General features: G+C 44.2%; 21 protein-coding genes and 13 tRNA genes. 9 read left to right on the forward strand and 25 right to left on the reverse strand.

From position 1 onward, the window contains the following. Window positions 1-50 precede the first annotated feature (50 nt). Window positions 51-1241 carry an MFS transporter gene (locus tag GRQ40_RS11360; RefSeq protein ID WP_159720027.1) on the forward strand — a complete coding sequence of 397 codons (1191 nt, stop codon included), beginning with the start codon at window positions 51-53 and terminating at the stop codon, window positions 1239-1241. Window positions 1242-1548: 307 nt separating this feature from the next. Here the strand turns inward: GRQ40_RS11360 and GRQ40_RS11365 are convergent, their stop codons facing one another. Both GRQ40_RS11365 and GRQ40_RS11370 read right to left on the reverse strand, forming a co-directional pair. Next, window positions 1549-1965, reverse strand: a complete 417-nt coding sequence (locus GRQ40_RS11365) for a GtrA family protein (protein ID WP_236546298.1) — start codon at window positions 1963-1965, stop codon at window positions 1549-1551. Continuing rightward, window positions 1946-2917, reverse strand: a complete 972-nt coding sequence (locus GRQ40_RS11370; RefSeq protein WP_159720028.1) for a glycosyltransferase family 2 protein — start codon at window positions 2915-2917, stop codon at window positions 1946-1948. The genes GRQ40_RS11365 and GRQ40_RS11370 overlap by 20 nt, the downstream gene beginning before the upstream one ends. A 394-nt stretch (window positions 2918-3311) precedes the next feature. Between GRQ40_RS11370 and GRQ40_RS11375 the strand changes: the two genes are divergently transcribed. Next, window positions 3312-5402 (forward strand): glycosyltransferase family 39 protein, encoded by a 2091-nt coding sequence (locus GRQ40_RS11375; protein WP_159720029.1) that lies wholly within the window; start codon window positions 3312-3314, stop codon window positions 5400-5402. A 333-nt stretch (window positions 5403-5735) separates the two neighbouring features. Here GRQ40_RS11375 and GRQ40_RS11380 read toward each other — a convergent pair whose 3' ends face one another. The 3 genes from GRQ40_RS11380 to GRQ40_RS11390 form a co-directional block, all read right to left on the reverse strand. After that, window positions 5736-6398, reverse strand: coding sequence for a DUF975 family protein (locus tag GRQ40_RS11380; protein WP_066150298.1), 663 nt, complete (start codon window positions 6396-6398; stop codon window positions 5736-5738). A 16-nt stretch (window positions 6399-6414) separates the two neighbouring features. Further along, window positions 6415-6567 (reverse strand): hypothetical protein, encoded by a 153-nt coding sequence (locus GRQ40_RS11385; protein ID WP_159720030.1) that lies wholly within the window; start codon window positions 6565-6567, stop codon window positions 6415-6417. Window positions 6568-6751: 184 nt separating this feature from the next. Beyond that, entirely contained in the window at window positions 6752-8599 is a 1848-nt protein-coding gene (locus tag GRQ40_RS11390; protein WP_066150295.1) for a monovalent cation:proton antiporter family protein, read from the reverse strand. Between the two features lie 245 nt (window positions 8600-8844). Here GRQ40_RS11390 and GRQ40_RS18590 point away from each other — a divergent pair, with 245 nt between their 5' ends. Both GRQ40_RS18590 and GRQ40_RS11400 read left to right on the forward strand, forming a co-directional pair. Further along, the gene (locus GRQ40_RS18590; RefSeq protein WP_236546300.1) at window positions 8845-9219 is read left to right on the forward strand and encodes a hypothetical protein; all 375 of its coding nucleotides are present in this window, start codon (window positions 8845-8847) and stop codon (window positions 9217-9219) included. A 418-nt stretch (window positions 9220-9637) separates the two neighbouring features. Beyond that, the gene (locus GRQ40_RS11400) at window positions 9638-10111 is read left to right on the forward strand and encodes a CBO0543 family protein (protein ID WP_159720031.1); all 474 of its coding nucleotides are present in this window, start codon (window positions 9638-9640) and stop codon (window positions 10109-10111) included. Between the two features lie 555 nt (window positions 10112-10666). Here GRQ40_RS11400 and GRQ40_RS11405 read toward each other — a convergent pair. The 3 genes from GRQ40_RS11405 to GRQ40_RS11415 are packed head-to-tail and all read right to left on the reverse strand — an operon-like array spanning window position 10667 to window position 12407. After that, window positions 10667-11455 carry a YhfC family intramembrane metalloprotease gene (locus tag GRQ40_RS11405; protein WP_159720032.1) on the reverse strand — a complete coding sequence of 263 codons (789 nt, stop codon included), beginning with the start codon at window positions 11453-11455 and terminating at the stop codon, window positions 10667-10669. Between the two features lie 35 nt (window positions 11456-11490). Beyond that, window positions 11491-12132 (reverse strand): SdpI family protein, encoded by a 642-nt coding sequence (locus GRQ40_RS11410; RefSeq protein WP_159720033.1) that lies wholly within the window; start codon window positions 12130-12132, stop codon window positions 11491-11493. Further along, window positions 12129-12407 carry an autorepressor SdpR family transcription factor gene (locus GRQ40_RS11415; RefSeq protein WP_044745815.1) on the reverse strand — a complete coding sequence of 93 codons (279 nt, stop codon included), beginning with the start codon at window positions 12405-12407 and terminating at the stop codon, window positions 12129-12131. The genes GRQ40_RS11410 and GRQ40_RS11415 overlap by 4 nt, the downstream gene beginning before the upstream one ends. A 358-nt stretch (window positions 12408-12765) precedes the next feature. Between GRQ40_RS11415 and GRQ40_RS11420 the strand changes: the two genes are divergently transcribed. After that, the gene (locus GRQ40_RS11420; RefSeq protein ID WP_044745828.1) at window positions 12766-13038 is read left to right on the forward strand and encodes a winged helix-turn-helix transcriptional regulator; all 273 of its coding nucleotides are present in this window, start codon (window positions 12766-12768) and stop codon (window positions 13036-13038) included. A gap of 58 nt (window positions 13039-13096) precedes the next feature. Then, on the forward strand, window positions 13097-14338 hold the full coding sequence (locus tag GRQ40_RS11425) for an aminopeptidase (protein WP_159720034.1): 1242 nt from the start codon (window positions 13097-13099) through the stop codon (window positions 14336-14338). Between the two features lie 197 nt (window positions 14339-14535). Here GRQ40_RS11425 and GRQ40_RS11430 read toward each other — a convergent pair whose 3' ends face one another. Continuing rightward, the gene (locus GRQ40_RS11430; protein ID WP_080862439.1) at window positions 14536-14808 is read right to left on the reverse strand and encodes a hypothetical protein; all 273 of its coding nucleotides are present in this window, start codon (window positions 14806-14808) and stop codon (window positions 14536-14538) included. A gap of 249 nt (window positions 14809-15057) precedes the next feature. Continuing rightward, entirely contained in the window at window positions 15058-15258 is a 201-nt protein-coding gene (gene cspD, locus GRQ40_RS11435; RefSeq protein ID WP_080862438.1) for a cold-shock protein CspD, read from the reverse strand. 712 nt (window positions 15259-15970) lie between these two features. On the opposite strand from cspD, the gene GRQ40_RS11440 reads away from it, so the two are divergent. Then, a complete protein-coding gene (locus GRQ40_RS11440) occupies window positions 15971-17476 on the forward strand; it encodes a flavin monoamine oxidase family protein (protein ID WP_159720035.1) in 1506 nt (501 codons plus the stop codon). 219 nt (window positions 17477-17695) lie between these two features. Here GRQ40_RS11440 and GRQ40_RS11445 read toward each other — a convergent pair. The 13 genes from GRQ40_RS11445 to GRQ40_RS11505 all read right to left on the reverse strand — a co-directional run bounded on the left by GRQ40_RS11445 (window position 17696) and on the right by GRQ40_RS11505 (window position 19221). Next, window positions 17696-17769, reverse strand: a tRNA-Arg gene (locus tag GRQ40_RS11445). 99 nt (window positions 17770-17868) lie between these two features. Beyond that, window positions 17869-17966: transfer RNA gene (locus GRQ40_RS11450), tRNA-Arg, on the reverse strand. A 5-nt stretch (window positions 17967-17971) separates the two neighbouring features. Further along, a tRNA-Cys gene (locus GRQ40_RS11455) sits at window positions 17972-18042 on the reverse strand. A gap of 5 nt (window positions 18043-18047) precedes the next feature. Further along, window positions 18048-18119: transfer RNA gene (locus GRQ40_RS11460), tRNA-Gly, on the reverse strand. 3 nt (window positions 18120-18122) lie between these two features. Beyond that, a tRNA-Gln gene (locus GRQ40_RS11465) sits at window positions 18123-18197 on the reverse strand. 21 nt (window positions 18198-18218) lie between these two features. After that, a tRNA-His gene (locus GRQ40_RS11470) sits at window positions 18219-18291 on the reverse strand. A 12-nt stretch (window positions 18292-18303) separates the two neighbouring features. Beyond that, window positions 18304-18377, reverse strand: a tRNA-Trp gene (locus GRQ40_RS11475). Between the two features lie 3 nt (window positions 18378-18380). After that, window positions 18381-18465, reverse strand: a tRNA-Tyr gene (locus GRQ40_RS11480). Window positions 18466-18477: 12 nt separating this feature from the next. Continuing rightward, a tRNA-Phe gene (locus tag GRQ40_RS11485) sits at window positions 18478-18550 on the reverse strand. Window positions 18551-18842: 292 nt separating this feature from the next. Then, window positions 18843-18932 (reverse strand) — tRNA-Ser (locus tag GRQ40_RS11490). Between the two features lie 6 nt (window positions 18933-18938). Beyond that, window positions 18939-19011 (reverse strand) — tRNA-Ala (locus GRQ40_RS11495). An 11-nt stretch (window positions 19012-19022) separates the two neighbouring features. Further along, window positions 19023-19099 (reverse strand) — tRNA-Pro (locus tag GRQ40_RS11500). A gap of 50 nt (window positions 19100-19149) precedes the next feature. Then, window positions 19150-19221, reverse strand: a tRNA-Gly gene (locus GRQ40_RS11505). 294 nt (window positions 19222-19515) lie between these two features. On the opposite strand from GRQ40_RS11505, the gene GRQ40_RS11510 reads away from it, so the two are divergent. Continuing rightward, window positions 19516-19797 (forward strand): hypothetical protein, encoded by a 282-nt coding sequence (locus GRQ40_RS11510; RefSeq protein WP_066145315.1) that lies wholly within the window; start codon window positions 19516-19518, stop codon window positions 19795-19797. Window positions 19798-19841: 44 nt separating this feature from the next. Here GRQ40_RS11510 and GRQ40_RS11515 read toward each other — a convergent pair whose 3' ends face one another. Beyond that, complete coding sequence (locus GRQ40_RS11515; RefSeq protein ID WP_159720036.1) at window positions 19842-22145, reverse strand: putative bifunctional diguanylate cyclase/phosphodiesterase; 2304 nt, start codon at window positions 22143-22145, stop codon at window positions 19842-19844. Window positions 22146-22277: 132 nt separating this feature from the next. Between GRQ40_RS11515 and GRQ40_RS11520 the strand changes: the two genes are divergently transcribed. Continuing rightward, window positions 22278-22715, forward strand: a complete 438-nt coding sequence (locus GRQ40_RS11520; RefSeq protein ID WP_066145326.1) for an Hsp20/alpha crystallin family protein — start codon at window positions 22278-22280, stop codon at window positions 22713-22715. A gap of 65 nt (window positions 22716-22780) precedes the next feature. On the opposite strand, the gene GRQ40_RS11525 is transcribed toward GRQ40_RS11520, so the two are convergent. Beyond that, window positions 22781-23800 carry a LacI family DNA-binding transcriptional regulator gene (locus GRQ40_RS11525; RefSeq protein WP_159720037.1) on the reverse strand — a complete coding sequence of 340 codons (1020 nt, stop codon included), beginning with the start codon at window positions 23798-23800 and terminating at the stop codon, window positions 22781-22783.

A 23800-nucleotide genomic window follows, 5' to 3' on the forward strand; every position in this document is an offset into this window, starting at 1 on the left:
ATATGCTAGAGAAGGCAATACCGCAAAGATCCAACAGGAAGGAGAGACAAATGCAGCAACAGCCACTATGGACAAAAAATTTTATTCTCGTCGCTTTTGTGAACTTTTTTACATTTTTTATTTTTTATTATTTGCTTGTCACACTGCCGGTGTATGCCGTCCAAGAACTACATAGCAGCCCGTCATCCATCGGCTTAATTACGACGATATTTCTCATCGCAGCCATTATGGTGCGGCCAATTTCCGGAAAATGGATGGGAAAGTCCGGGAAGTACGTCATCTTTTTAAGTGCGATGGGCATCATGGGCGCCGCTTCGCTTTTGTATTTTTTCGCGCATTCGCTTGTCGGTTTGCTTGCGCTTCGCTTTTTTCACGGTCTCGGTTTCGGCATGGCGACGACCGCTAACGGCGCGATGGTGGCTGACCTAATTCCCGATTCGCGAAAAGGCGAAGGGATGGGCTATTTCGGTTTAACGGTCAATCTCGCGATGGTCATCGGCCCGTTTCTCGGCTTAACGGTCATGCGGCACGGGGCGGCCGCTATGTTTAGTATAAACGCTTTATGCGCACTCGTAGCGATTGCCATCGGGCTATTCATCCGCTTGCCAAAGCAAAACGCGGCCAGCCGCTCCGCCCAAGCGCAGAAAACAGCCGGAAAGCTTTGGGAACGCTCCGCCATTCCTGTTTCCCTTTTGGCGGCTTTTTTTGGGCTGGCGTATTCCGGAATCATTTCCTTTGTTTCGATTTACGCGAAGGAAGCAGGGTTTTCAAGAGCAGCCAGCTACTTTTTTATCATCTATGCAGCCGTTCTCCTTATTTCACGGCCGTTCACCGGAAAATGGTTCGACCGCTACGGAGCGAAGGTGATCATCTATCCGGCCATCGTTTGCTTTGCGCTTGGCACTTATTTGCTTAGCACGGCGACAACCGCGCTTGTTTTTCTTGTTTCTGCCGGGCTCATTGGGCTTGGCTGGGGCACGACGTTTCCGAGTTTGCAAACGATCGCGATTCAAGTCGCTCCGCCGCCCAACAGAGGTTTGGCAACGGCAACGTTTCTATCGATTTTCGACTTCGGATTTGGCATGGGTTCCTTTTTCGTGGGGCTTGTCGCTGCCAAAACAGGCTACAGCGTTTTATATCTTGGCAGCACGTTTCTTATCCTTGCCGGTATCGGGCTGTATTATTGGTTCGACCAACGAAGCGGTGGCAAATCCGGCATAACCGTCCGCCAAACAGGCTGATGGTACCAACCATAAGAAAAGCGCCCCCGAAGAGCGCGCGAACCAAGCTTGACCCTGCGCAGACCGCTCAGCGGCCATGGGACTCAGCGTGTCGCCGCCGCAGTGTAGGACGGAGCGTCTCAAGGCGATGGCGCTCCTCCTTCTGAGCTAGATTTCGCTATCACGAAAAAACCCTATTCCCGTTCATTGGAAATAGGGTTTTTTCGATTGGTAAGAATCCTTTTGATCGTTGTTCATTTGCCAAACATGACAATAGCTTTTCATTGTTTCCCTGTTTTCAAACATTTCGCTGCCAGCGCCGTATGGATCATGCCTCCTTTTGATCCATAGGGTTTTGGAAGACCCAAAGCCGGCTGCCGATAAAGGTAATGGCCATTCCTCCAAGCGTAGCCATGATTTTTCCCAAAAAGAGCGGAACATGTCCCGTTTCTTTAAGCAGGTAGAGAAGGAAAAAAGCGGCTCCGACCGCAGCGGCATTTATCGTGATAAAGCGAAACATCTCTTGCCTATTCACTTTTTTCTTCACTTGAAACGTCCATATTCGATTCCATATATAGCTGTTGGCCATGCCAGCCATATAAGAAACAGCCTGCGCCAAAAGATAAGGGGCTCCTGCTGTTGCAAGCAGAAAAAACACCTCGAAATCGATAAAGGTGTTCCCTGCTCCAACGATACAAAACCGCAGCACCGTTTTCGTTTGTTCTTTAATAGCTTGCATTTGCATGATGGGTTGACGCTTCCTTCTCCCGCTCGGCTGTATGCTTCTCTTGCACAATATATAACGGCCGTCCTTTTGCTTCATCATAAATTCTGCCAATATATTCGCCGATGACTCCCAATATAATCAGAATTACCCCGTTAAAGAAAAGCGTTGTTAATAAAAGAGAGGACCAGCCGGCGACAGTTGAGTCCGTAAATAGCTTCAAGTATAGCACAACCAGCATTCCGATCCCGCTTCCCATCGAAAGGAGGAGGCCTAAAAAGCTTGCTAGTTTTAATGGCTTATAGGAAAAAGACGTAATGCCATCCATCGAAAAACGAAGCATTTTTTTAAGCGGATACTTCGTTTCTCCCGCAAAACGTTCATCCCGTTCATATTCTATCGCGGCTTGTTTAAATCCAACCCAGCTGACAAGCCCCCGCACAAAACGATTTCGCTCCTTCATATGAATCAGCGCATCGCACACCTTTCGATCAATCAGGCGAAAATCTCCGGTATCGACCGGAATCTCAATCTCTGTTACTGCCCGCAACAACCGGTAAAACCAATGGGCGGTTTGTTTTTTAAAAAAGGTTTCGCCTTTCCGTTTCGTCCGTTTGGCATAGACCACTTCATAGCCTTCTTGCCATTTGCGAATCATCGTTAAAATGAGCTCTGGAGGATCCTGCAAATCCGCATCGATAATGACGATGGCTTCTCCCGCTGCATGCTCCATTCCGGCTGTAATCGCAATTTGATGGCCAAAATTGCGCGAGAAATCCAAAAAATGGACCGCCTGATCTTGCGCTGCCAGCTCCTTAATGATTGTCATCGTTCGGTCGGTGCTTCCATCATTGACAAACAACAATTCATACGGGCCGTCCGCCTGTTCCATTACCTTTTTTAACCGTTTATAGGTTTCGCGAATAACAGGCTCTTCATTATAAACCGGAATAATAACCGAATATTTCACCATTCTGCTTTCCTCCCCTTTTTTAGCTTGGAATATGGATCTCCGATTTCTGGATGGATATGTTTATTTTAAAAAGCAATAGTGAAAATCTAGCGAAAATAGCGCCTCGCTACATGGTTTTTGCGGATGCGGCCAGGCGAAGGCGGGCCAAATCACATGGCAACACCGCTTTTTTGTGATGATTCGCCTATTTTCTTTTAGAATGCAGCTCGAATTCTATGGAAAGAGATCAGGACGGTTCAGCGGCTTGTCCTTTTCAGCTTATACACAAAATGACGGACGGATGAGGGTGAGCCACCGTTTTCCATTCTATTCCTTTCTTTCACCTATTTTTCATCATTCTTTGCTATGTTGGTTGTATCATACCCATTCGTTCATAAGGGAGGAAAAACAAACGATGAAGAGGCAAAACAAACGAAAAGTGGATTTCCTTTTAATAGGAATTATCATTCTTTCATTTTTTCTTCATTTTTATCAATTGAAGGAAGCAGGATCAAACACTTATTATACGGTGGCGGTTAAAAGCATGCTGACAAGCTTTCATAATTTTTTCTACGCCTCGTTTGATCCGGCCGGATTTATCACCGTCGATAAGCCTCCTGTTGGGCTGTGGATTCAAGCGCTCAGCGCGTATTTGCTTGGCCTCAGCGATTTTAGCGTTCTTTTGCCTGAAGCATTGGCAGGCGTCGGCTCTGTTTGGCTGATGTATATTTTAGTGAAGCCGAAATTCGGGCGCGCCGCTGCTTTGCTGTCAAGTCTCGTGCTGGCCTGCTCGCCGATTTTTGTGGCCGTTGCCCGCACCAATAATGTGGACAGTATTCTCATTTTTGCCCTATTACTCGCGACTTGGGCTTTAATGCGATCCATAGAAAAACAAAAGCCGGGCTGGTTGATGCTGGGTGCCGCCTTGATTGGCGTGGGCTTTAATATCAAAATGCTGCAAGCTTACATGGTGCTGCCTGCTTTTTATTTATTTTACTGGATAGCCATGAAAGCGGCATGGACGAAACGGATCGCCCATCTGGCCATGGCAACCGGCGTATTGCTTGCTGTTTCCCTTTCATGGGCGCTTGTCGTGGAATTTACGCCCGCGGATCAGCGCCCTTATATCGGGGGAAGCGAGACCAATTCCGCGATTGAGCTGGCGCTTGGCTATAACGGTATCTCTCGTTTAACCGGACAAAACGGCCCTGGCGGAGGCGGCCAGCCGGGAGAAAGACAATGGCGGGAGCCGCAAATGGGAGCGCAGCAGCAAGAAAATCCCCCTTCTGGCTCGCCAACTGTCAATGCGGGGGACCCATCGCCGTTTGTGTCAAACGGCCCTTCGAACGGCATGCCGGGCGGATTTCGATCAAACCAGAATGCAGGAGGAGCGTTCGGAACAGGAGAGCCGGGGGGATTGCGCCTTTTTTCCAAAGAATTATCAGGGCAAATCAGCTTTTTGCTTCCTTTTGCTCTATTCGGTATCATTCCGCTTGTGGCGCAGTGGGTTAGAAAGCGGAAGTGGGACATGAAGCAAACATTCACTTTGTTTTGGATGGCGTGGCTTGTTCCGATGATGGGCTTTTTTAGCGTAGCCATGTTTTTTCATCAATACTATTTGAGTATGATGGGACCTGCCATTGCCGCTCTTGTCGGAATCAGCTGGACTGTGTTATGGAACGAATATAAAGAACAAAAGGGCTGGAGAAGCTGGTTGCTTCCAATCTCTGTTTTGGCCACTTCTTTGTTTGAAGCCTTGATTATTTATCAAAATAAAGAAGCGGTTTCCCAAGGCTGGTTCATTGGAGCCATCGCGGGAGGATTAGGCTTTTTTATCGCGCTCATGGCGATCAAAATGAAAGAAGCCATTTCCTTTTCACTGGCAATCGCCGGAATGCTTGCCCTTCTTGTGATTCCTGCGTATTGGACATGGATCACCATTCATAAAGAAGGCAATGCCATGACTCCGATTGCCGGGCCAAGTAATGGATTTGGCGGAATGGCCGGAGCCAATCGGCAAGCGCAGGCCCCGGATCAACAGCAATTGGACGGCGCAGACCGAACGTTTTCCCCTCAGCGGTCATTCATGCAGCAGGGAGGACGACGAAGCAGCGGAGATCCCGAGGAAGAGCTTGATACGAAACTGCTTGCCTACCTCGAACAGCATGCTAAGGGAACCAAGTGGATTTTGGCGGTACAGCGCGCGCAGTCCGCTTACTCCATGATGCTGCATACGAATTATGCGGTAATGGCGATGGGCGGATTTGGCGGACAAGATCCGGCTCTTACTCCTGAAAAACTAGCGGCCATGGCCAAAAAAGGAGAAGTGAAATACTTTTTGATCGGCGATGGACCCGGTGAAAATGACTCAGTCATCCAATGGATTCAAGAAAATTGTGTGGAGGTGCCGAGCAGCGAATGGAAATCCGCTGAAGATTCTGCAACGAATCAGCCAAGGGCCTTTGGCCGAATGAACAAGCAAACATTATACGAATACAAAGGATAAGCAAACAAAAAAGCAGCCAATACTCTCTTTCTATCGGAGTTTTAGCTGCTTTTGGCCGATCCAATCCATCGATCGAGAAACCGGCCTGTCAAATGCTTTTGGCCGGTTCCCTGCGATCCACTTTATCCAAACACAAGGCCGATTGTTCGTTTCCTTTCAATCTAGCAAAGCATCTGACTGATCCCGATTTTCCCCATAAAATCTATCGGAATTTTTGTCCAAAAAGCAATGACGGCAACGGAAAGCCCATCACGAGGCAATCCGCTGGCCGCCATTATCTTGTTCCGCATGCGATGGGAGGTGCATGCAGCGATGAGCAGCGATCGTACCTGATTATTCCACGCTTTCTTCTTGCGTGCGGATGAATTCTTCGTAAAAGGCAGCAAGTGAAGCATAAACATAAGGAATAAGCCATAATAGTCCGATGCCAAGGGTGAAAATACTTAAAATTCCCCAACCGATAAAGCTCAAATATAATAAAAACAGCTTCCCTTTATACCCTTTCATCCGCTTGCGGCTTTCTGTAATCGCTTGAAGAGCGCCGTATTCCGGGTGATCTTTCAATAAAAAGAAGGTTTGTGAATATGCCAATGATTTAATGATTCCAGGGATAATAAGCAATAGGCTCCAAAGCAAGACGAAAACGCCAAACAAAATCGAGGTGCCGATCAGTTTAAGCGAACGCTTCCCTTCTCCATAAATGGTGAAGATGTTGGCGATGTTAAAATCGCTTCCTCTATATACCTCTAAAAATAACCAATATACTACGATACTGAATGGAATCGCGGCAAGGGAGTACAGGATGTTAAATACATCGGCCGAAGCGGGCGTGTTCTCCTGCTCAAGCCATACGTCCCATCCCCCGCTTATGATGATCTCTATGACCGTCGGAATGAGCACACTCACCAAAAAATAGATCATCATCAATAAAACAGCTGTGCCCCATTTTCCTTTAAGAGACTGCCTTGCTTGACGCTTCAATGCTGATAAACTCATGATGCTTCCTCCTTGTTCATAAAATAACACCTACAGTCCCAATATACGCTGCTCGTTTCCAATTTATCATAGATTTCATAAAATCTCCACCTTTCATAACAAATAATGGTAAAAAATTACCTTTTTTTAAGCTTGTCGTCATGAAGCAAAACAAAAATCGTTCCAACATTGATCGAATCCCCTCACTCCTTCACCATCTTGCGTTTGGCAGGCTTCTATATACAAAAGAAAGAAGCGTTGTTCTTCTTTCGCACAACGCTTCCTTCTTTCTCACTAGTGTGGATTACCTATCATTTCATTTAATGGATAAACCTGATTCTTTTCTATCAAAAGCAAAAAACAGCTCTTTCGCTTCACAATGCTTTCCCGTATTCGAACAGTTCCTTTAGCTCCCACACATATTCTTCCGAGCCCGTAACAATCAGCCGGTCGCCCATGCGCAATTCTGTATCTCCATGAGGAATGAGCGACTCGTTGCCGCGGAAAATGCGGACAATAATACAATCTCCTAAGAATGGAAATTGACGAAGCAAGACCCCATGGTACGCGGAATGATTCATTTCGATTTCATGGAGCGCCGCGTTGCTATCTGTCAGCATATCGACAATATGAGGCGAAACAATGAAGGACTTTAAGACCGCAGCCGCCGAAAGAGCAATGGAAGCTGTTTCAATTCCCTTTGCCTGCAATTCTTGAACGGTATTTGGCGAGTCAACAAAGGCGATGACACGTGAAACTCCCTGCTCCTTCGCCCAAGCAGCCACTTGCGCATTAATTGCTTCATTGCCCGTCAGAACGACTACAACATCCGCAGCAAATGCCCCGTTTTCCTCTAATACCGCAAATGAATAATCTTCAATATCAATAATCGGGAACACATGATCCAATGCCAAAAGCTCCAGCTTTTCTTCTTTAATATGGTATAGGGTCGTCTCGTACTGCTGAGCGTTTAAATCCCGGGCGGCCGCCAATGTAAACTGATTCGTGCCAATCAGCTTCACTGCCATTTTCGGTGTTTCCTCCACCTGCTTCTTATATAGCTTCTTAAACATGATCGGCGAAACGACGCTCGTTAATACGGCCACTAAAATAAGCGCGCCTTTCATATTTTCATCAATCATCCCGAGACGTTCGGCAATGGTCGCGGCGGCAATGACAAGCGACAGTGTGGAAACGAGCAAAAACCCCGAAGCAAGCGTGGTTCTGGAATCATACCAAATACGCAGCAAATAGACAGGCACCACCTTCGAGATGACAAGAGCGAGAAAGAGAAGCGGGATGAGCAATAAAATTTTCGGTTCGGCAAAGAGCGGCCGCAAATCCAAGTTCACTCCAACCATCACAAAAAAGATCGGAATGAAAAAACCATAGCCGAAGGAATCGAGCTTATGGACAAAATCTGGATTGGGCGATAACAACGAAACAAGAACGCCAGCTAAAAACGCGCCTAAAATATTTTCAGCTCCAAGCGACTCCGAGAGAGCCACCAGCACAATAATAAGCGTAAAGACGGCGCGAGTGCCGATTTGAATCGTTCCCTTTGCCATCGTTTCAACAAACGAACGGCGTTTAAAATGTTTCCCGGCGAAATAAAACAGAACGCCAGCAACAAACAAGCCAAGAAGCAGCCACGTATTTCCGCTATTGGATTCATTTGCGGAAACAAAAACAGCCAACAACACCATCGTTACTAAGTCAGCAATGACCGCAATCAGCAAAATCGTCTGGCCAACGGATGTTTTCATCAGCTGGGCATCCTTCAACGTCGGCACAACCACCCCAAGCGAGATCGTCGAGATGATCAGCGTCATTAAAAAGGCATTATCCACGTAGCCGGCCCAGACAAATAAATAAGACAGACCAAGTGATACGAGAAAAATTCCGACAAACACTGTAGAGGCCAGAACAAATGTGTTCGGTTCGTCCTCCTTCTTCTTTTTCGTTTTACGCGCAAATGCCGAAAAATCAATTTCCAATCCGCTTAAAAACATCAGAAAGAGAAAACCAAGTGTCGACAATGTTTCAAGCCACATATCGTACTTAACGATATTCAATCCCGTTTTACCGATCATAATTCCAACAACCGTTTCAGCAACAACAACCGGAATAACTTGGAGGCGAAAACGATGCAGGAAAAGCGGAGTAAAAAATGCGACAACAATGACAATGAGCAAAGATGTAATCGATGAATGCTGCCCCATCATCGTTCCTCCTTTCATTTGTTTTCACCATTATATAAAATCGCGAAGAAGTTTACAATTTTCCCGTCCCTATCCAACCATTGGACGATCTCTTTTTTGAGCTAAAAGCTCGCTCTTTATCATTTGCTTCCTTTCCGCTTGACTCTTTGCGAAAAAATGCTCAAACCCTAGACTTGGTCAGACGCCGGAGTTCATTTTATGGATAAAAATTGCAAATGTTTGGTTACACTAGTGTGTGGCGGCATTTGCCTTTATCCCGGATTTGTGTTGTGCTTCACAACCGATCAGCCGTTTCACAGCACGATTTCATGAAGTACGGGGCGGCGGCGTGCCTTCCCGCGGTGCAATGGTTCAACCATTTTCAAGTTTGTATGGATGCCACAAAAGAAATTATGGATTTAAAGGAGAAGAGTATGTCTGAAGCAACCTTTTTTGTCACAGAAGCAGTTTCCCAGCAGTCAATTCAGCAAATCGAACAGCTTTTAAGCTCACTTGACGGCGTTGAAAGAGTATTAATCGATACGGCTGATGGGGAAATCAAAGTCGAATTCGACGACAAAAAAATTTCAAAAGAACGAATGATAATTACGTTACAGCAGCATCATTTTCATATCCAGTAAAAATGATGGTGATCGACAATGTCCGTTTTGGCTTTGTCGACCACCACATTTCAAGTTTTAAAAGCTTCAACCGTCAATTCCAGCATGTCTACCCCGTTTTCTACTCTCATAGATGAACCTCCTAATTGTTCTTTTATGATGAAAAGTACTTACACTATAAGGATTTATCATATTTAAATCAATTTTAAGCAAATTAAAAATTTATTATATCAAAAAATATTTTTCGTCAATATTTTAATTCGTTCCTCCATTTCCAATGAACCTGCTTTAACCGACACTCGGTTAATGAGGAGGGAGATTTCGTATATGGATCGTATCATACGAAGGCTATAGCAGCCATCGTTTATAAATATTCATGAATTCTTCAAACTCGGGCATACTAAACAAAGACAAAACGATTTTAGGAGAGAAGCATGCCATGGACAAACTGATTTTATGGGCATTGCTGTTTCTTGGCATCGCCTTATTGCTCTTTAGTTTTATCAGAAAACCTTTGCTCATCAAAAACTCTTTGCTTGCCTTTTTAATCAAAGCATACTTTTCTACCTTTTTTGGCGTCATTGTCGTCGAAACCCATACTCTCGACTACCCTGTCCGATTTTTACCCGAGTATTTCGATACGAGCATTTTATTTGAATATGTATTATTTCCTATTGTTTGTGTTTACTTTTATCAAACATCGCTTCGTTCATCATTTTTAGGAATGGTCGGTCAAAGCCTATTGTATACAACAGCCTTGACCTTGATTGAAGTATTATGTGAGAAATATACGGATTTAATTGAATATTACACATGGAAATGGTGGTATTCATTTGTGACGATGTTTTTATTAACGATGTTTGTCCGAATCATTATGCTATGGGTCGACCATAACAAACTATCGAGGGAATAAAGGAAAAAGATGAGAGAATACCAGCCATCGTTCTGTATGGGGGATTGTGAGCGAAATCAATAAATGCTCCAGTCATTTCGCTTCTACTTCCTCCGCTGTCTGGAAAGCCCTTGGCAGACAAGACACGCGGACGAGCGAAGACAGTAGCGTCTACCAACCGTTTTTCATGTATTAAAGAAGAGGCATAGAAAAGAAAAACAGTACTTCACCTGCCATATCATCGCTGATTCTCTGCCTCTCCCTGATAAAATGGGCTGAGCTCCAAACATTTGTCTGGTCTGCAGCCCGTTTTAGCGCGATTTCAAAACAGCAGCGAATCACGCAAAATTCTAAATACTCCACTATTAACCTCCATTAATTGCACACTTTCACCATTTTCAGGATATTTTGCCTATCGTTTGTTTTATCCTGCTTTACTTCGATTGACAAGTGTTTGCAAATATTCTTCACCGTTTTTCATTCGTCGAACTTATGAGGAAGCGCAGCACGGCTAAAATTAGCATGCTTCAGCGGCACAAGAAACTAAGCACAATCATCGCCTTCCCTCAATTCCAATCAGCCTTGTTCCTTTACAAACTGCGTTTTCACCCTTCTCGTCCAGATCAGGGCAATGATAGCGAATATAAACGCGACACCTTCAACAAGCCAAATGTTCGTAACAGCTTTCACTTGATACAGTGCCGGAGCGACATCCATCAGTGCGTGAAGCAAAATCGCATAAATCACATAGCGAAACTGACGTCTGCGCACCCCGAACAGCACAAGAAGCGACATCGCAATATGAAAGGAAAGAGCAAAAAGCCGTTCAAAACCGCCAAGCATATACATAGCAAATGTCGTCTGCTGTACTTGCTGCTTCAGCAGCGCTGCCTGATCTGCTGATAAAGAAGCAGCGATCACTTGCTCGAAGGCCCCTGATTGAATTAAGTTGGTCAAAATCCAAGCATTGACTGCGCCTATTCCGCCAATAAGAATCGCTTCAATGCCGCCATGTCCGATACCAAACGATAGTCCATCCTGATAATCGTGATGTCTCTTCAACAGCCAGCGAAAGCCGAGATAGCGCCCCATCTCTTCAAATATTCCGGCAGCCAACGTTGCGTATACTACAAATAAAAACGGATTGTCCGTCCATTTGAGCGATGGGCCAGTAGGGTCAAGCACCGCAACATGAAGCAATTTTTCTAGAATTTGCGAAAACAAAATGAAGATGAGAATCCCTATACCTAAAGGCTTCCAGGACAGCCAGCCTTTTCTTCTCCCATAAATCACTAGACCAATTGGAATAAACACCGAAATAATAAATTGAACAATAATCCCTGCTATACTTCCTGCCACGATCATACTCCTCTCTCTTCCCTGCTCTTATTTTTCCACCATCAATGGCCGCTTTGTTCTTTTCGGAAATACAAATACGACTGAATGACCAAATAGAGGACGCCAGCCATCACCGCGATGATAAACGTGAAAGAGCGCCACGCTCCTTCGATAAACACCGTCATCGTCAGAATCATGCCGAGCAGCACAAATACTTTCCCGCCTAAACGATGGGTTTTATTCCATACAGTTTCATTTGCTAACGTCCAAGGTGTCCGAATGCCAATAAAATAGTTAGGCTTCATTTTCGGCATATAATTTCCTAGCACAATAAACAGCATGCCGATTCCAAGCGGCACAAACAAATTGACATCGACAGGGAAGCCGAGATTGTAGGCAAGCGTTACAACATGAAGAGCGAAAAAGAAAAGAACAAGCACAACAAGAATCACTTGGTAGCTTCCTTTAAAACTCTCATAATTTTTACGTTTTGGATCCATCTTTGGCATTACGTTCATTAAGATGACAATAGCAGTGATCAATACCGGCGACAGAAAGGCGCCAAACCATTTGCTGCTGTAGCCATCCACTTCTCCCTCTGCGTTCCAATGGATAGCGACTTGGTCAGGTAAATAAAAAATAGCGGCAATGCTCAATACATAACTTAAAACGGTTAAGATGACCGCAATCCGGTTCGACCTCATGAGCCCTTCCCTCCTTTATCAAAAAAATCGTAAAACCAGCTCATCAAATCTTGAAACACAGTGGTGTTCAAAGAATAATAAATATGCTGCCCAACCCGTCTATCTTGAACGAGATCGGCCTGCTTCAAAATTTTTAAATGATGTGATACGCTGGGCTTTTGCATTTCGAAATGAGAAGCAATCTCCCCAGCTGTTAAGTCCCCCTTTCTTAACAAAGTAAGAATTTGTCTTCTCGTCGGATCAGCGATTGCTTTAAATGCTTCGTTAAAAGACAATGGTTACATCACCTTTCGATATGATGTAATTCAATATTTAGAAAAACATCTAAATATAAAACAAAAAAAATATTTAGATATTCTTCTAATTTTAATTATATTCTATTTTGTATATATTTGTAAAGAACCATTTTTAGCTGGAACCTCCTGTCTCTAAACGAAGAATAAACGGAGGGGAATCAAAAGCGTTCTCCCATGTTTTTCCCTTGTTTTCAGTTGATAAGATCCTCTATTTATGAGAAAATACTACGAAGAAGCAGAACGTTTGCACGGATAGAAGGTGAAAGTTTTGAAAGGGCTTAAAAAGAAAACGGGTTCATGCCACTCATCAAACCTTTGCCCTAAGTTTGAAGCCGCGATGACGTTACTAAGCAAACGGTGGATTGGCTTAATTATTAGCCAATTATTAGAAGGGAAAACAAGATTTTCGGAAATCGAAGCCGCTATGCCGATTAGCGGCAAGCTGCTATCGGAACGGCTTAAAGAATTAGAAGAGGCCGGTATTGTCGAGCGCAACGTCTATCCCGAGACTCCGGTGCGCATTGAATATGTATTGACAGCAAAAGGACAAGCGTTGCAGCCCGTCATTGAGGCTATCGAGCAGTGGGCGCAAGCTTGGGAGAAAGACTAAAGATGGATTGTAATACAAACTTGCGATCTGTTGTTAAAGTGAAGAGGAGGATTTGATTATGGAACATTTGGAACAATCTCTTGATAAATATGCGGCACTTGCTGTTCATATTGGCGTCAATATTCAAAAAGGACAAACGCTCGTTGTTAACGCTCCGCTCGATGCTGCCGCGCTTGTTCGCAAAATCGCCAAAAAAGCCTATGAAGCCGGAGCCAAGCACGTATATGTCGAATGGAGCGACGAAGAATTGCAATATATTAAATATAAGCATGCACCAGATGAAGCGTTTTCCGAATATCCGATGTGGCGGGCGCAAGGCATGGAAGAGATGGCGAGAGAAGGAGCAGCCTTTCTTTCCATTTATTCTCCTAATCCCGATCTATTAAAGGATGTCGATCCGAAGCGCATCGCGACATTTGCGAGAACATCTTCCCAAGCACTGCAAAATTACCGCAGCGCTTTGATGTCCGACCAAAACTGCTGGTCCATTATCTCCGTCCCAACGGCAGCTTGGGCGAAAAAAATATTTCCTGATTTATCGGAGCAAGCGGCGATCGACAAGCTGTGGGAGGTTATTTTTCAAGTAACACGCGTGCACGAAGAAGATCCAATCCAAGCTTGGGAAAAGCATAATCAAAAGCTGGCCAAAATGGTGGATTATTTAAATCAGAAGCAATACAAACAGCTGATCTACACAGCTCCAGGCACGGATTTAACGATTGAGCTTGTCGAAAACCACATCTGGCACGGCGGAGCGTCAACCAGTGAAAGCGGCATTCGCTTTAATCCAAACATCCCAACTGAAGAAGTATTTACAATGCCGCACAGAGACGGCGTAAACGGAACGGTCCGAAACACAAAACCGTTGAACTACGGCGGTAACGTCATTGACGGATTTACCCTTACATTTAAAGATGGAAAAGTCGTCGATTTTTCAGCAGAAACGGGCTATGAAACATTAAAGCATTTGCTCGAGACGGATGACGGGGCACGACATCTCGGAGAAGTGGCTCTCGTTCCACACCGTTCACCGATTTCAGATTCTCATCTCATTTTTTATAACACACTATTTGATGAAAACGCGGCCTGCCACCTCGCTCTCGGGAAAGCCTATCCGACTAATATTCAAGGCGGAACATCCATGGCGAGAGAAGAACTGACCGTGCATGGCATCAATGACAGCCTCATCCATGAAGATTTCATGATCGGCTCCGCCGAATTGAACATCGACGGCATCACCAAAGATGGCAAGCGCGAACCGATTTTCCGCAACGGCAATTGGGCGTTTAATCCAGAATAAAAAATCCATACCATACAAAATAGGATGACGCTTTTATTTCTGTCTTCCTCTAAAAATATAAGCCGCGGCCCTTTCATACGAAAGGTCGCGGCTGTCTATATGTTATGCGGCGAATGATTCTTTCCTCGTTTTAACAGATACAAAATAAAAAGGGAGCTTCTTTCCCCAAGCAGTCCCTGTCATGATTCAGCCACTTTTTATTTGCCGTTTTGTTTCTCTTCTTTGTAAGTTTTATGATAAAGCTTTAGCCTCTCTAGTTCTTCCCGATAATGCAATAGACGCTTTCGCAGCTCCTTCGTCTGGCTCGGCGTGACCACTTTTCCTTCTAGGCTTTTTCCCGTTCTTAGCGCTTGCTTCACTTCTTCCCTCATGGTCACAAGCTTTTGTCCCGTCTCTCTTACTGTTTTTGTTTTATAAGCCCGCATCATCTTAATCAACATACTTTTCGCATCGTCCGCTTTGTTATTCAACTCTCCACCTCCAAAATTGGCCCTTCTTCGCTATGGTCCCATTCCATCATTTCTGATGGAAATCCGTATCCAACAGACTATACCAATATCCGTCATGGCTGTTTCCGATTTTGGTCAATGCTGGCTGAACGCGCTTGTTCTTCATCAGATCCGAAAGGCGGTTCCTATCAAACAAATACGTAAAACTTAAGAAAATAAAAAAGGAGGGCTGTAAAAAAAGAAAAAGCAGCCCACCCTTTCGCATCTCAATTAGCTTTTTCTTACGTTCGTCGCTTGAGGGCCACGGTTACCTTGCTCCACTTCAAAAGTAACTTCTTGGCCTTCCTCTAAAGATTTAAAGCCTTCGCCTTGGATCGCTGAGAAATGGACAAATACGTCCGAACCGCCTTCAACCTCGATGAATCCAAAACCTTTGTCAGCGTTAAACCATTTTACTTTACCATTTTGCATAAAAAAAATCCTCCTAAAATGTACCTTAATGCACATATCCATTTTTAACCATTTCACAAGTAATAAAAAGACATTAAAAACTGCAACCTCTGAGGAGATTTAACCTTGCCATCCCCTTTGAAGCTACAGCATGTTTAAATCCCTATTGTATTAAAAGTAAAATGGCTTAAAACTAATATAGCACACTTTTTATATAAAAGCAAAACATTTTACCAACTTTTTCACTTGATGACTGCTGTTTCCTTCAAGCAGCGAGCATCCCCCTCTCCTCTATCACTTAAAGACCGAATAAATGGCGTCTATAAAGCCTGCGTTTTTCACACATGAAACAACGCCGCTTTCAGTTCCATTCATGTTTCGGTGAAGCGGTGTTGTTCAACCGTCCGACGGCTAAAAACATCCCAAGCTTCCCTTTGCTGCCCATGTTAACATAGCAAGAATATGTCATTCCATGCAGACACACTATCCTTCCTTGTATACTTTTAACTGAATCGCTTCTGCCCCCAAACAGCAAAACCATGCGCTTTCCAGCAATTGAAGACACACGGAACGCCGTTTGAAAATACGAGTTAATCGCACGATCCCTGAGCAAAGATGAGCATAGGCATGTGCATTTTTTTATCATATATGTACTTTCCTTCCGAATACGATAAGTAATAAAGCTTTTCTTCATGAACAGCGCGAGAATTTCCCATAAAAAAGGGGGGAAAGTATGTATAGTTATGTGTTTCCAAAGCTATCCACAGAAAAAATGATTTCCATTATTAGGAACGGATTAAAAAAAACGGACGATCCTAAAAAAGTCATTGTGATCGGCGCGGGCATGGCGGGGCTTGTTTCTGCTTCTTTGCTGAAGCAGGCTGGACATCAGGTCACCATTCTTGAAGCCTCGGAACGAGTCGGCGGAAGAATATACACGATCCGCTCTAATTTTCGCGGAGAGGATCAATATCTCGAAGCAGGCGCCATGCGCATTCCGCACACTCATTATTTAACGCTTGAATATATTAAAAAATTTAAGCTCCCTGTCAATCCGTTCATCAATAGCACACCTAACGATTGGCTTTACTTGCGGGGAACGCAGGCTCGTTTAAAAGCATACGAAAAAGATCCAAGCATCTTCGGATTTCCTGTTTGGCCACAAGAGCGAGGAAAAACTGCTACTGAACTGTTGCAAATGGCTATTAAACCCGTCATCGATTTTATTCAGAAAAATCCAATCAAAAATTGGCCGATTGCCATTCGTGAATTGGATAAATATTCACTGGATACTTACTTGCGATACAATCCTTTTGGAATGAGGCTGTCCCGCGGCGCTATTGATATGATTAAATCCATTCAGACAGTAGAAGGATTTCCAGAGCTTTCTTTTTTGGAAATGCTGCGCGAATTAATGGTGCTATTTACCCCAAACATTAAATTTTATGAGATTACTGGCGGAAACGATCAGCTTCCTAAAGCGTTTGTCCCACAATTGCAAAATGATATTTTATATGGACAAAAGGTTCGAAAAATTGAACAAAATCAAAATCAGGTTACCGTCCATTCCGTGCATACCAAAATTTTAGAGCCATTTCAAATTACAGGCGATCTCGTCATTGTGACCATTCCATTTTCGATTTTACAATTTGTAGAGATCGAGCCAAGAAACTCTTTTTCCCAAAACAAGTGGAAAGCGATTCGCGAGCTTCACTATGTCGGTTCCACGAAAACTGGTATTCAATTTAAACATCGTTTCTGGGAAAAAGAAGGAATGTTTGGCGGTCGAACCATCTCTGATCTTCCAATTACTTATACGCAATATCCAAGCCACGGACTGGGAAGCTCTGGTCCAGGAGTTGTACTGGCCAGCTACACATGGGAAGACGATACGATACCATGGGATAGTTTAAGTGATGAAAATCGGCTAGAGTATACCCTTAAAAACTTGGCTGTTATTCATGGACAGCAGGTTTATCATGAGTTCGAAACAGGAATTAGCCATAGTTGGGTTCGTTATCCGTATTCTGGAGGGGCGTTTACGATGTTTAAGCCCGAGCAAGTCACTGAGCTTTCGCCATATATTGGTTCTCCCGAAGGAAGAGTCTATTTTGCAGGAGAACACGCTTCAACGGTTCACGGGTGGATCCAAGGGGCGATTGAGTCGGGAATTTGTACAGCATACGAAGTCCATAAAGTGCCAAAATCCTACCTTGAAGCGCAAACCACGCTAAAATAATCAGGGGGCCATATAGAAGCAACCAATGATCCAACGCGCAAACTGCAGCTTCAATAAAAATACGACTTCCCTTCAAATCGCTCAACATGTTACGATTTCAGAACTCAGAGCTATCTAAAGCAACAACTACAAAAGACCAATCGAACTAACCTGAAGCAAAAGAGCTGCTTTTGCTCATTAAAAAAGGGGGTTCCTTTTATAGGAAACCCCTTTTTTCAGCGTCCCAGGAGAGATTCGAACTCCCGACCGACGGCTTAGAAGGCCGCTGCTCTATCCTGCTGAGCTACTGGGACATCATCTTAAGCTTCTGTCACAAGCAATTTGCTATGCCTCTTTCATTTGTTCGAAAAACAGAGTAATGAGACGGTTCGTCGATCCATTGGACCGCCACAAGCGGGTGACGGGACTCGAACCCACGACATCAGCAACTCGTCACATATTCAATGACGTATCGCTCGTGGCTGAAGTTTTGCCACTAAACTGCACTCGCAACAAAGGCGGCACCCGGATTCGAACCGGGGGTAAAGGTTTTGCAGACCTCTGCCTTACCACTTGGCTATGCCGCCATCAAAGCGGAAGACGGGACTCGAACCCGCGACCCCCACCTTGGCAAGGTGGTGTTCTACCACTGAACTACTTCCGCATTTGGCTGGGGTAGCTGGATTCGAACCAACGCATCACGGAGTCAAAGTCCGTTGCCTTACCGCTTGGCTATACCCCAATCCTCTTCATATTCAAAAGGGGCGACTAGTGGGAATCGAACCCACGAATGCCAGAGCCACAATCTGGTGCGTTAACCACTTCGCCATAGCCGCCATGCTGGAAAATGGCAGGGGCAGTAGGAATCGAACCCACACCGGAGGTTTTGGAGACCTCTGTTCTACCATTAAACTATGCCCCTAACTGGTGGAGGGGGACGGATTCGAACCGCCGAACCCACAGGGAGCGGATTTACAGTCCGCCGCGTTTGGCCACTTCGCTACCCCTCCAGCTATAAAAAATGGCTCGAGACGGAATCGAACCGCCGACACAAGGATTTTCAGTCCTTTGCTCTACCGACTGAGCTATCGAGCCATGATACGATGTATATTGGTCCTATGTTTATATCGCCTTTCTCTTTCCATTCGCATCCGTACATTAAAACATGGTGCAGAACAGCTATTTTGTCAATATGACATCAGCGACGGGTCATTGATCAAACATTCCAGATAAGTTAACCATAAATCCCCTTTACTTTCCTATACAACAAAGCGAATTCACCGAAAACAGTTAAACATATGTATGTCTTTAAAATTATTGCAATAAAACTTCTATGATTCCGCTATCACTTATATGTATGACATCTAATCATGCGATATGTATAGGACGGAGGAGGAGGGATTCGAACCCCCGCGGGCTGTGACACCCCTATCGGTTTTCGAAACCGACCCCTTCAGCCAGACTTGGGTACTCCTCCATTCGATGGAGCCTATCGGGATCGAACCGATGACCTCCTGCGTGCAAAGCAGGCGCTCTCCCAGCTGAGCTAAGGCCCCAAAAATGAAACTGGTCGGGAAGACAGGATTTGAACCTGCGACCTCATGGACCCGAACCATGTGCTCTACCAAGCTGAGCTACTTCCCGCTCTAAAGCAACCGTTCACATATGAGCACTGATTACAAAGATCCTTTTGAAGCGGAAGACGGGACTCGAACCCGCGACCCCCACCTTGGCAAGGTGGTGTTCTACCACTGAACTACTTCCGCATGCTTAAAAACGTAAGCAAGTATTATTATAATAAAACAAGTGAGATTGTCAATATGATTTTTTTCAAGCCGTCACTATCTATATTTAAATAGCGACGATTTTTATTTTATATCGATACAAATAATTTGTCAATATATTTTTTAAGGAAAAACGGCCAAAAACAACCGTCACTAGCCTTTGCCTAAATTAACGCCTTAGAGCCATTCACATTCGGAATAATCTGTTTTTATGATTTTATCATACAATCGTTGTATAATGAATTTTGTACTTTTGCGCAACAAAGGGGGATCTCTATGGCTGCATTTATGCATTTGTTTGAAGCTTATCGATCACTTTGGTCCAATCGCTCGCTTAACAAAGAGGAAGAGCTGACAGAGGAAAGATGTAAGGCGCTCATTCATGAAGCGATTGAAAAAGAGCTGAGAGATGAAATGACTCATCCACGCGTTCGTCAAGCTCCAGAGGTGAAATTTCATTATGCTGTTAAACGCATTATGGCTTCGCCGTTAGCCAATGAAACAAAATTGGCGCTTATTGAACTCCATTTAGACGTGATGGAATACGTTCAGCGATAGCCTTGGACACCCTATCGCCTCCCTCTTTCCTTTGTTTGGGGAGGCTATTTTAAATACACTTTTTCAAATTCTTCCTTTGCTAACGGTTTTCCCAGAACATATCCTTGAATTTCATCACAATGAAGAGAACGAAGAATTTGCAGCTGTTGAAATGTTTCCACGCCTTCAGCAATCACGCGCAGCTTCAAATTTTTCGCTAAACCGATAACGGAAGCGACAATCGCTTGATCTTCCTCCGTTTGCGCAATTCCATCAATAAATACTTTGGCGATCTTTAAACGATGAATCGGAAATTTACGCAAATAGCTAAGAGAGCTATAACCTGTTCCAAAATCATCAATGGAAATATGAACTCCTAACGCTTTCAGCTGTTTAAGCTTTTGAATCGTGTGTTGCTCATTAAAAATGGCCACTCCTTCTGTGATTTCCAGATCCACGCTGTCTGCTGTCAAATTTGTTTTCTTCAAAATGGCCGTAATCTGTTCAACCAGCTTTTCCTGTAAAAACTGCTTAGGCGAGATATTGACACTGATTCTGAGCGCTCGTCCTGTCTGCTCATTCCATTGCTTCACTTGCCGGCACGCTTCTTCCATCACCCACTCGCCAATGGCGATAATCTGCCCTGTTTCTTCTGCAACAGGAATAAACATATGCGGAGGAATCAAGCCCATTTGCGGATGATGCCAACGAATCAGCGCCTCCATGCCTATCATTTGACCTGTAGCGATATCAAGTTGCGGTTGATAAAAAAGAGTAAATTCCCTCTGTTCAATTGCCTGATAGATCGCTGTTTCAATTATTGTTTTTTGCATGATTCCTTGATCCATTTTGCCATTAAAAAATTGATATTGGTTCTTTCCTTGTTCTTTAGCGCGAGATAACGCAATGTCTGCCTTTTTCATCAGAGATTCTCCTGTTTCTCCATCATATGGAAAAACAGCGATTCCCATACTCATAGAAACACGCATTTCCAGATCGTTAACCGGCAAAGGCTGTTTAGAAACAGATAAAATCGATTCAACGATCGAACGAAGCTGTTGGAGCTTATACACCGGCGAAACAATTAAGGCGAATTCATCGCCTCCCTGTCGCCCGATGACATCTGTTGGTCGAAGTGACTGCTTTAACCATTCTGTCATTTTCACCATAAGAGCATCCCCCGCTCGATGGCCAAAATAATGATTTACCTGCTTAAAACGATCTAAATCAATGAATATAACAGCGAGCAAATGATGCTGTTGCTTCGCTTCCTGAAGCGCCTGCTCAAGCGCCGCAATAAACGCACTTCGATTGAGCAGACGTGTTAAACAATCATGCCTCGCCAAATAAAGCAATTCCTCGGTCTTTCTTTCTGATTCCGTTGTCTGATTGACCAGCTTTTGCTCCAATCCTCTATTTAAAAGCTGCATGCTCCTAAATAATCGCGTACTCTCATACAAAGCAACAGCCTGCCGCATTATAACAAAGACGCCAATAGCCATAAAAATCACAGCAATCTCTCTAGCCTCACGCGCTTCTTCATGCAAAATGAAGAAAAAAATCGAAGGAATGAACGCCATATATAAGAACAGAACTTTAAATGACAAGAGACTTTTCTGATTTTTTAAGCACAGAAAGATCTCCCTATCAGCAAATACAGCTGACAGCCCCATCATCAATAAACCGGCAAAAATAAGAAAATCCAAAGAATGGCTTGGAGAGGAATAATCGAATAACAGCGTCCTTGCTCGATCCGTCCCATCCGCTGCTATCAAAAGGATAGCCCCTGCTATATGCCAGGCCAAAACAGGTTTTGCCGCTGAACTAGAAGAAAAAAAGAAAATGCCCAATACATATGCAGTCGCTAATTCTAACAGAAAAATACTAGAGAACATAAAAAGGTGGAAAACGGATAAATACGAAAGAGAGAACAGCCGATTCAAACCAATCGAGCCTACTAACGCCCCAACGGAAACGATAATCAACACATCGAGCAGTTGCTGAAATAAATGGACTCTAGTTTCTTTCGCCGCCAAAGATAGAAGCGCGATAAAATACAAAATCATAGAAATTTCATCCAATCCATTAGTTTGCCATAAAAACCATTCCGTCTGTTTAACGGCCGTTTCATACAACAAGATGCTTTCACGAATCCAATAAGTCGACAGACTGATCAACAGCAGCAACCAAAACAGCCGCTGTTTCGGCCGCAAACGCCGATATGCTAGCCATATCCATACCAAAACGACAGATGTGCCACATATAGCAACCAAGATATGAACAATGGGATGGCGAATGAAAAAAAGACAGCAATAGTATAGAGCAAGATAGATCAAGCTAAAGGACACCCATCTCCATTTATTTTCCATCTATTTCATCCTCCTTTCTTTTCTATCATATGCCGCTTCTAGAAAAGCAGCTGGATGAATGATCACATCGCATAAAAAATAAGCAGAGAAAAATACTATATGTCGACATGAAGAAAAAAGGAGGAATTACTAATGCCGTTAGTGCCTTATGATCCATTTCGGCATTTAGAAACGATGCGGCGCGATTTCAATCGTTTATTTGCTCGTGATTTTTCATCATTATTCCCCGATAGCGAAGCGATGATGCCGCGCGTTGATATGCATGAAACCGATAAGGAGTATATGATTTCCTGCGATCTTCCGGGGCTCGAACGCAAAGAAGATGTTCATATCAATGTTCATCAGCAAACTCTTCACATCAGCGGAACCATTCAACGAGACGAATCCGTCAAGGAAGAACAAATGCATCGGCGCGAGCGTTTTTTCGGCCGCTTTCATCGTTCTATTCCGCTTCCTTCTGACGCAGATGCTGAACAAATTCGGGCAACCTATAAAAACGGCGTCCTCAATATCCATGTTCCGAAAACAAATAATCAGCAACGAAAATCGATCGATATTCAATTTCATTGAACCGTTTGTCTATAAAAACAGGGTGTCCTGAATCAAGAACACCCTGTTTTTCCATATACATAAAATTAATCCTTTTTTATACAAACACCGCTGCTTTCACGGACAACTAAGGCTGTAGGGATGACGACTTTTTTTGACAAATGCCGCTTGGTGGAAAGCCTTTCAACCAACAGTTCAACGGCGGTTTCCCCCATAAACTCCGTATGCACTTTAACGGTTGTCAGCGGCGGCTGGACAAACGCTGATGTGGGAATGTCATTAAATCCGACCAGTGACATATCTTTTGGAACACGAACACCCGCTTCATGCAGTGCTCGCAAGGCGCCGATCGCCATCGAGTCGCTAGCAATGAAAAAAGCAGTCGGACGATCATTTCTCGTTAGCGCTTGTTTCATCAGTATATATCCATCTTCCGCCGTAAAGCGTCCAGTGAATACATAATCCGGACGATAGATTCCTTTTACATATAAATATTCATAAAACGTCGCTTCCCGTTCATCGTTAATCGGTGTCTTTCCATCGATATACTCCCGGCCGCCGATGTAGCCAATACGTTTATGACCGAGAGAGAGAAGGTAATCGAGCACGCCAATCATCGATTGGCGAAAATCGACGACAACGGAATCAAACCGCTTTTCATCAGGCGCAAAATCGACAAACACTATTTGTTCCGCGCTTGATGAAAACACCTCAATATCTTTTGGGCCGAATTTTCCGATCGCGATGATGCCATCGAGCCCTGAGAGCCATTCGGACTCATAGGAACCGTCCTGCTTAAACAATTTCACAAGTTCAATTTGGCGATGAAAACATTCTTTTTCCACCCCTAAGCGAATCGCCATATAATAAGGATCACCTAATTCCTGAGCTTCAGAGTACCAATGGACAAGGCCGAATCGCAACCGTTCTTTCGCCGTTTGTTGGCTGCGCTCACGCATCGTTTTATAATTTAGCTCTTGTGCGATTTCAAAAATTCGCTTTCTCGTTTCTTCTGACACAGAGAGCGTTGGATCATAATTTAATACGCGTGACACTGTCGCTACCGACACTCCCGCTTTTTCTGCGATTTCTTTTAATGTCGCCAT

Source organism: Anoxybacillus sp. PDR2 (genome assembly GCF_009834045.1).
GTDB lineage: Bacteria > Bacillota > Bacilli > Bacillales > Anoxybacillaceae > Anoxybacteroides > Anoxybacteroides rupiense.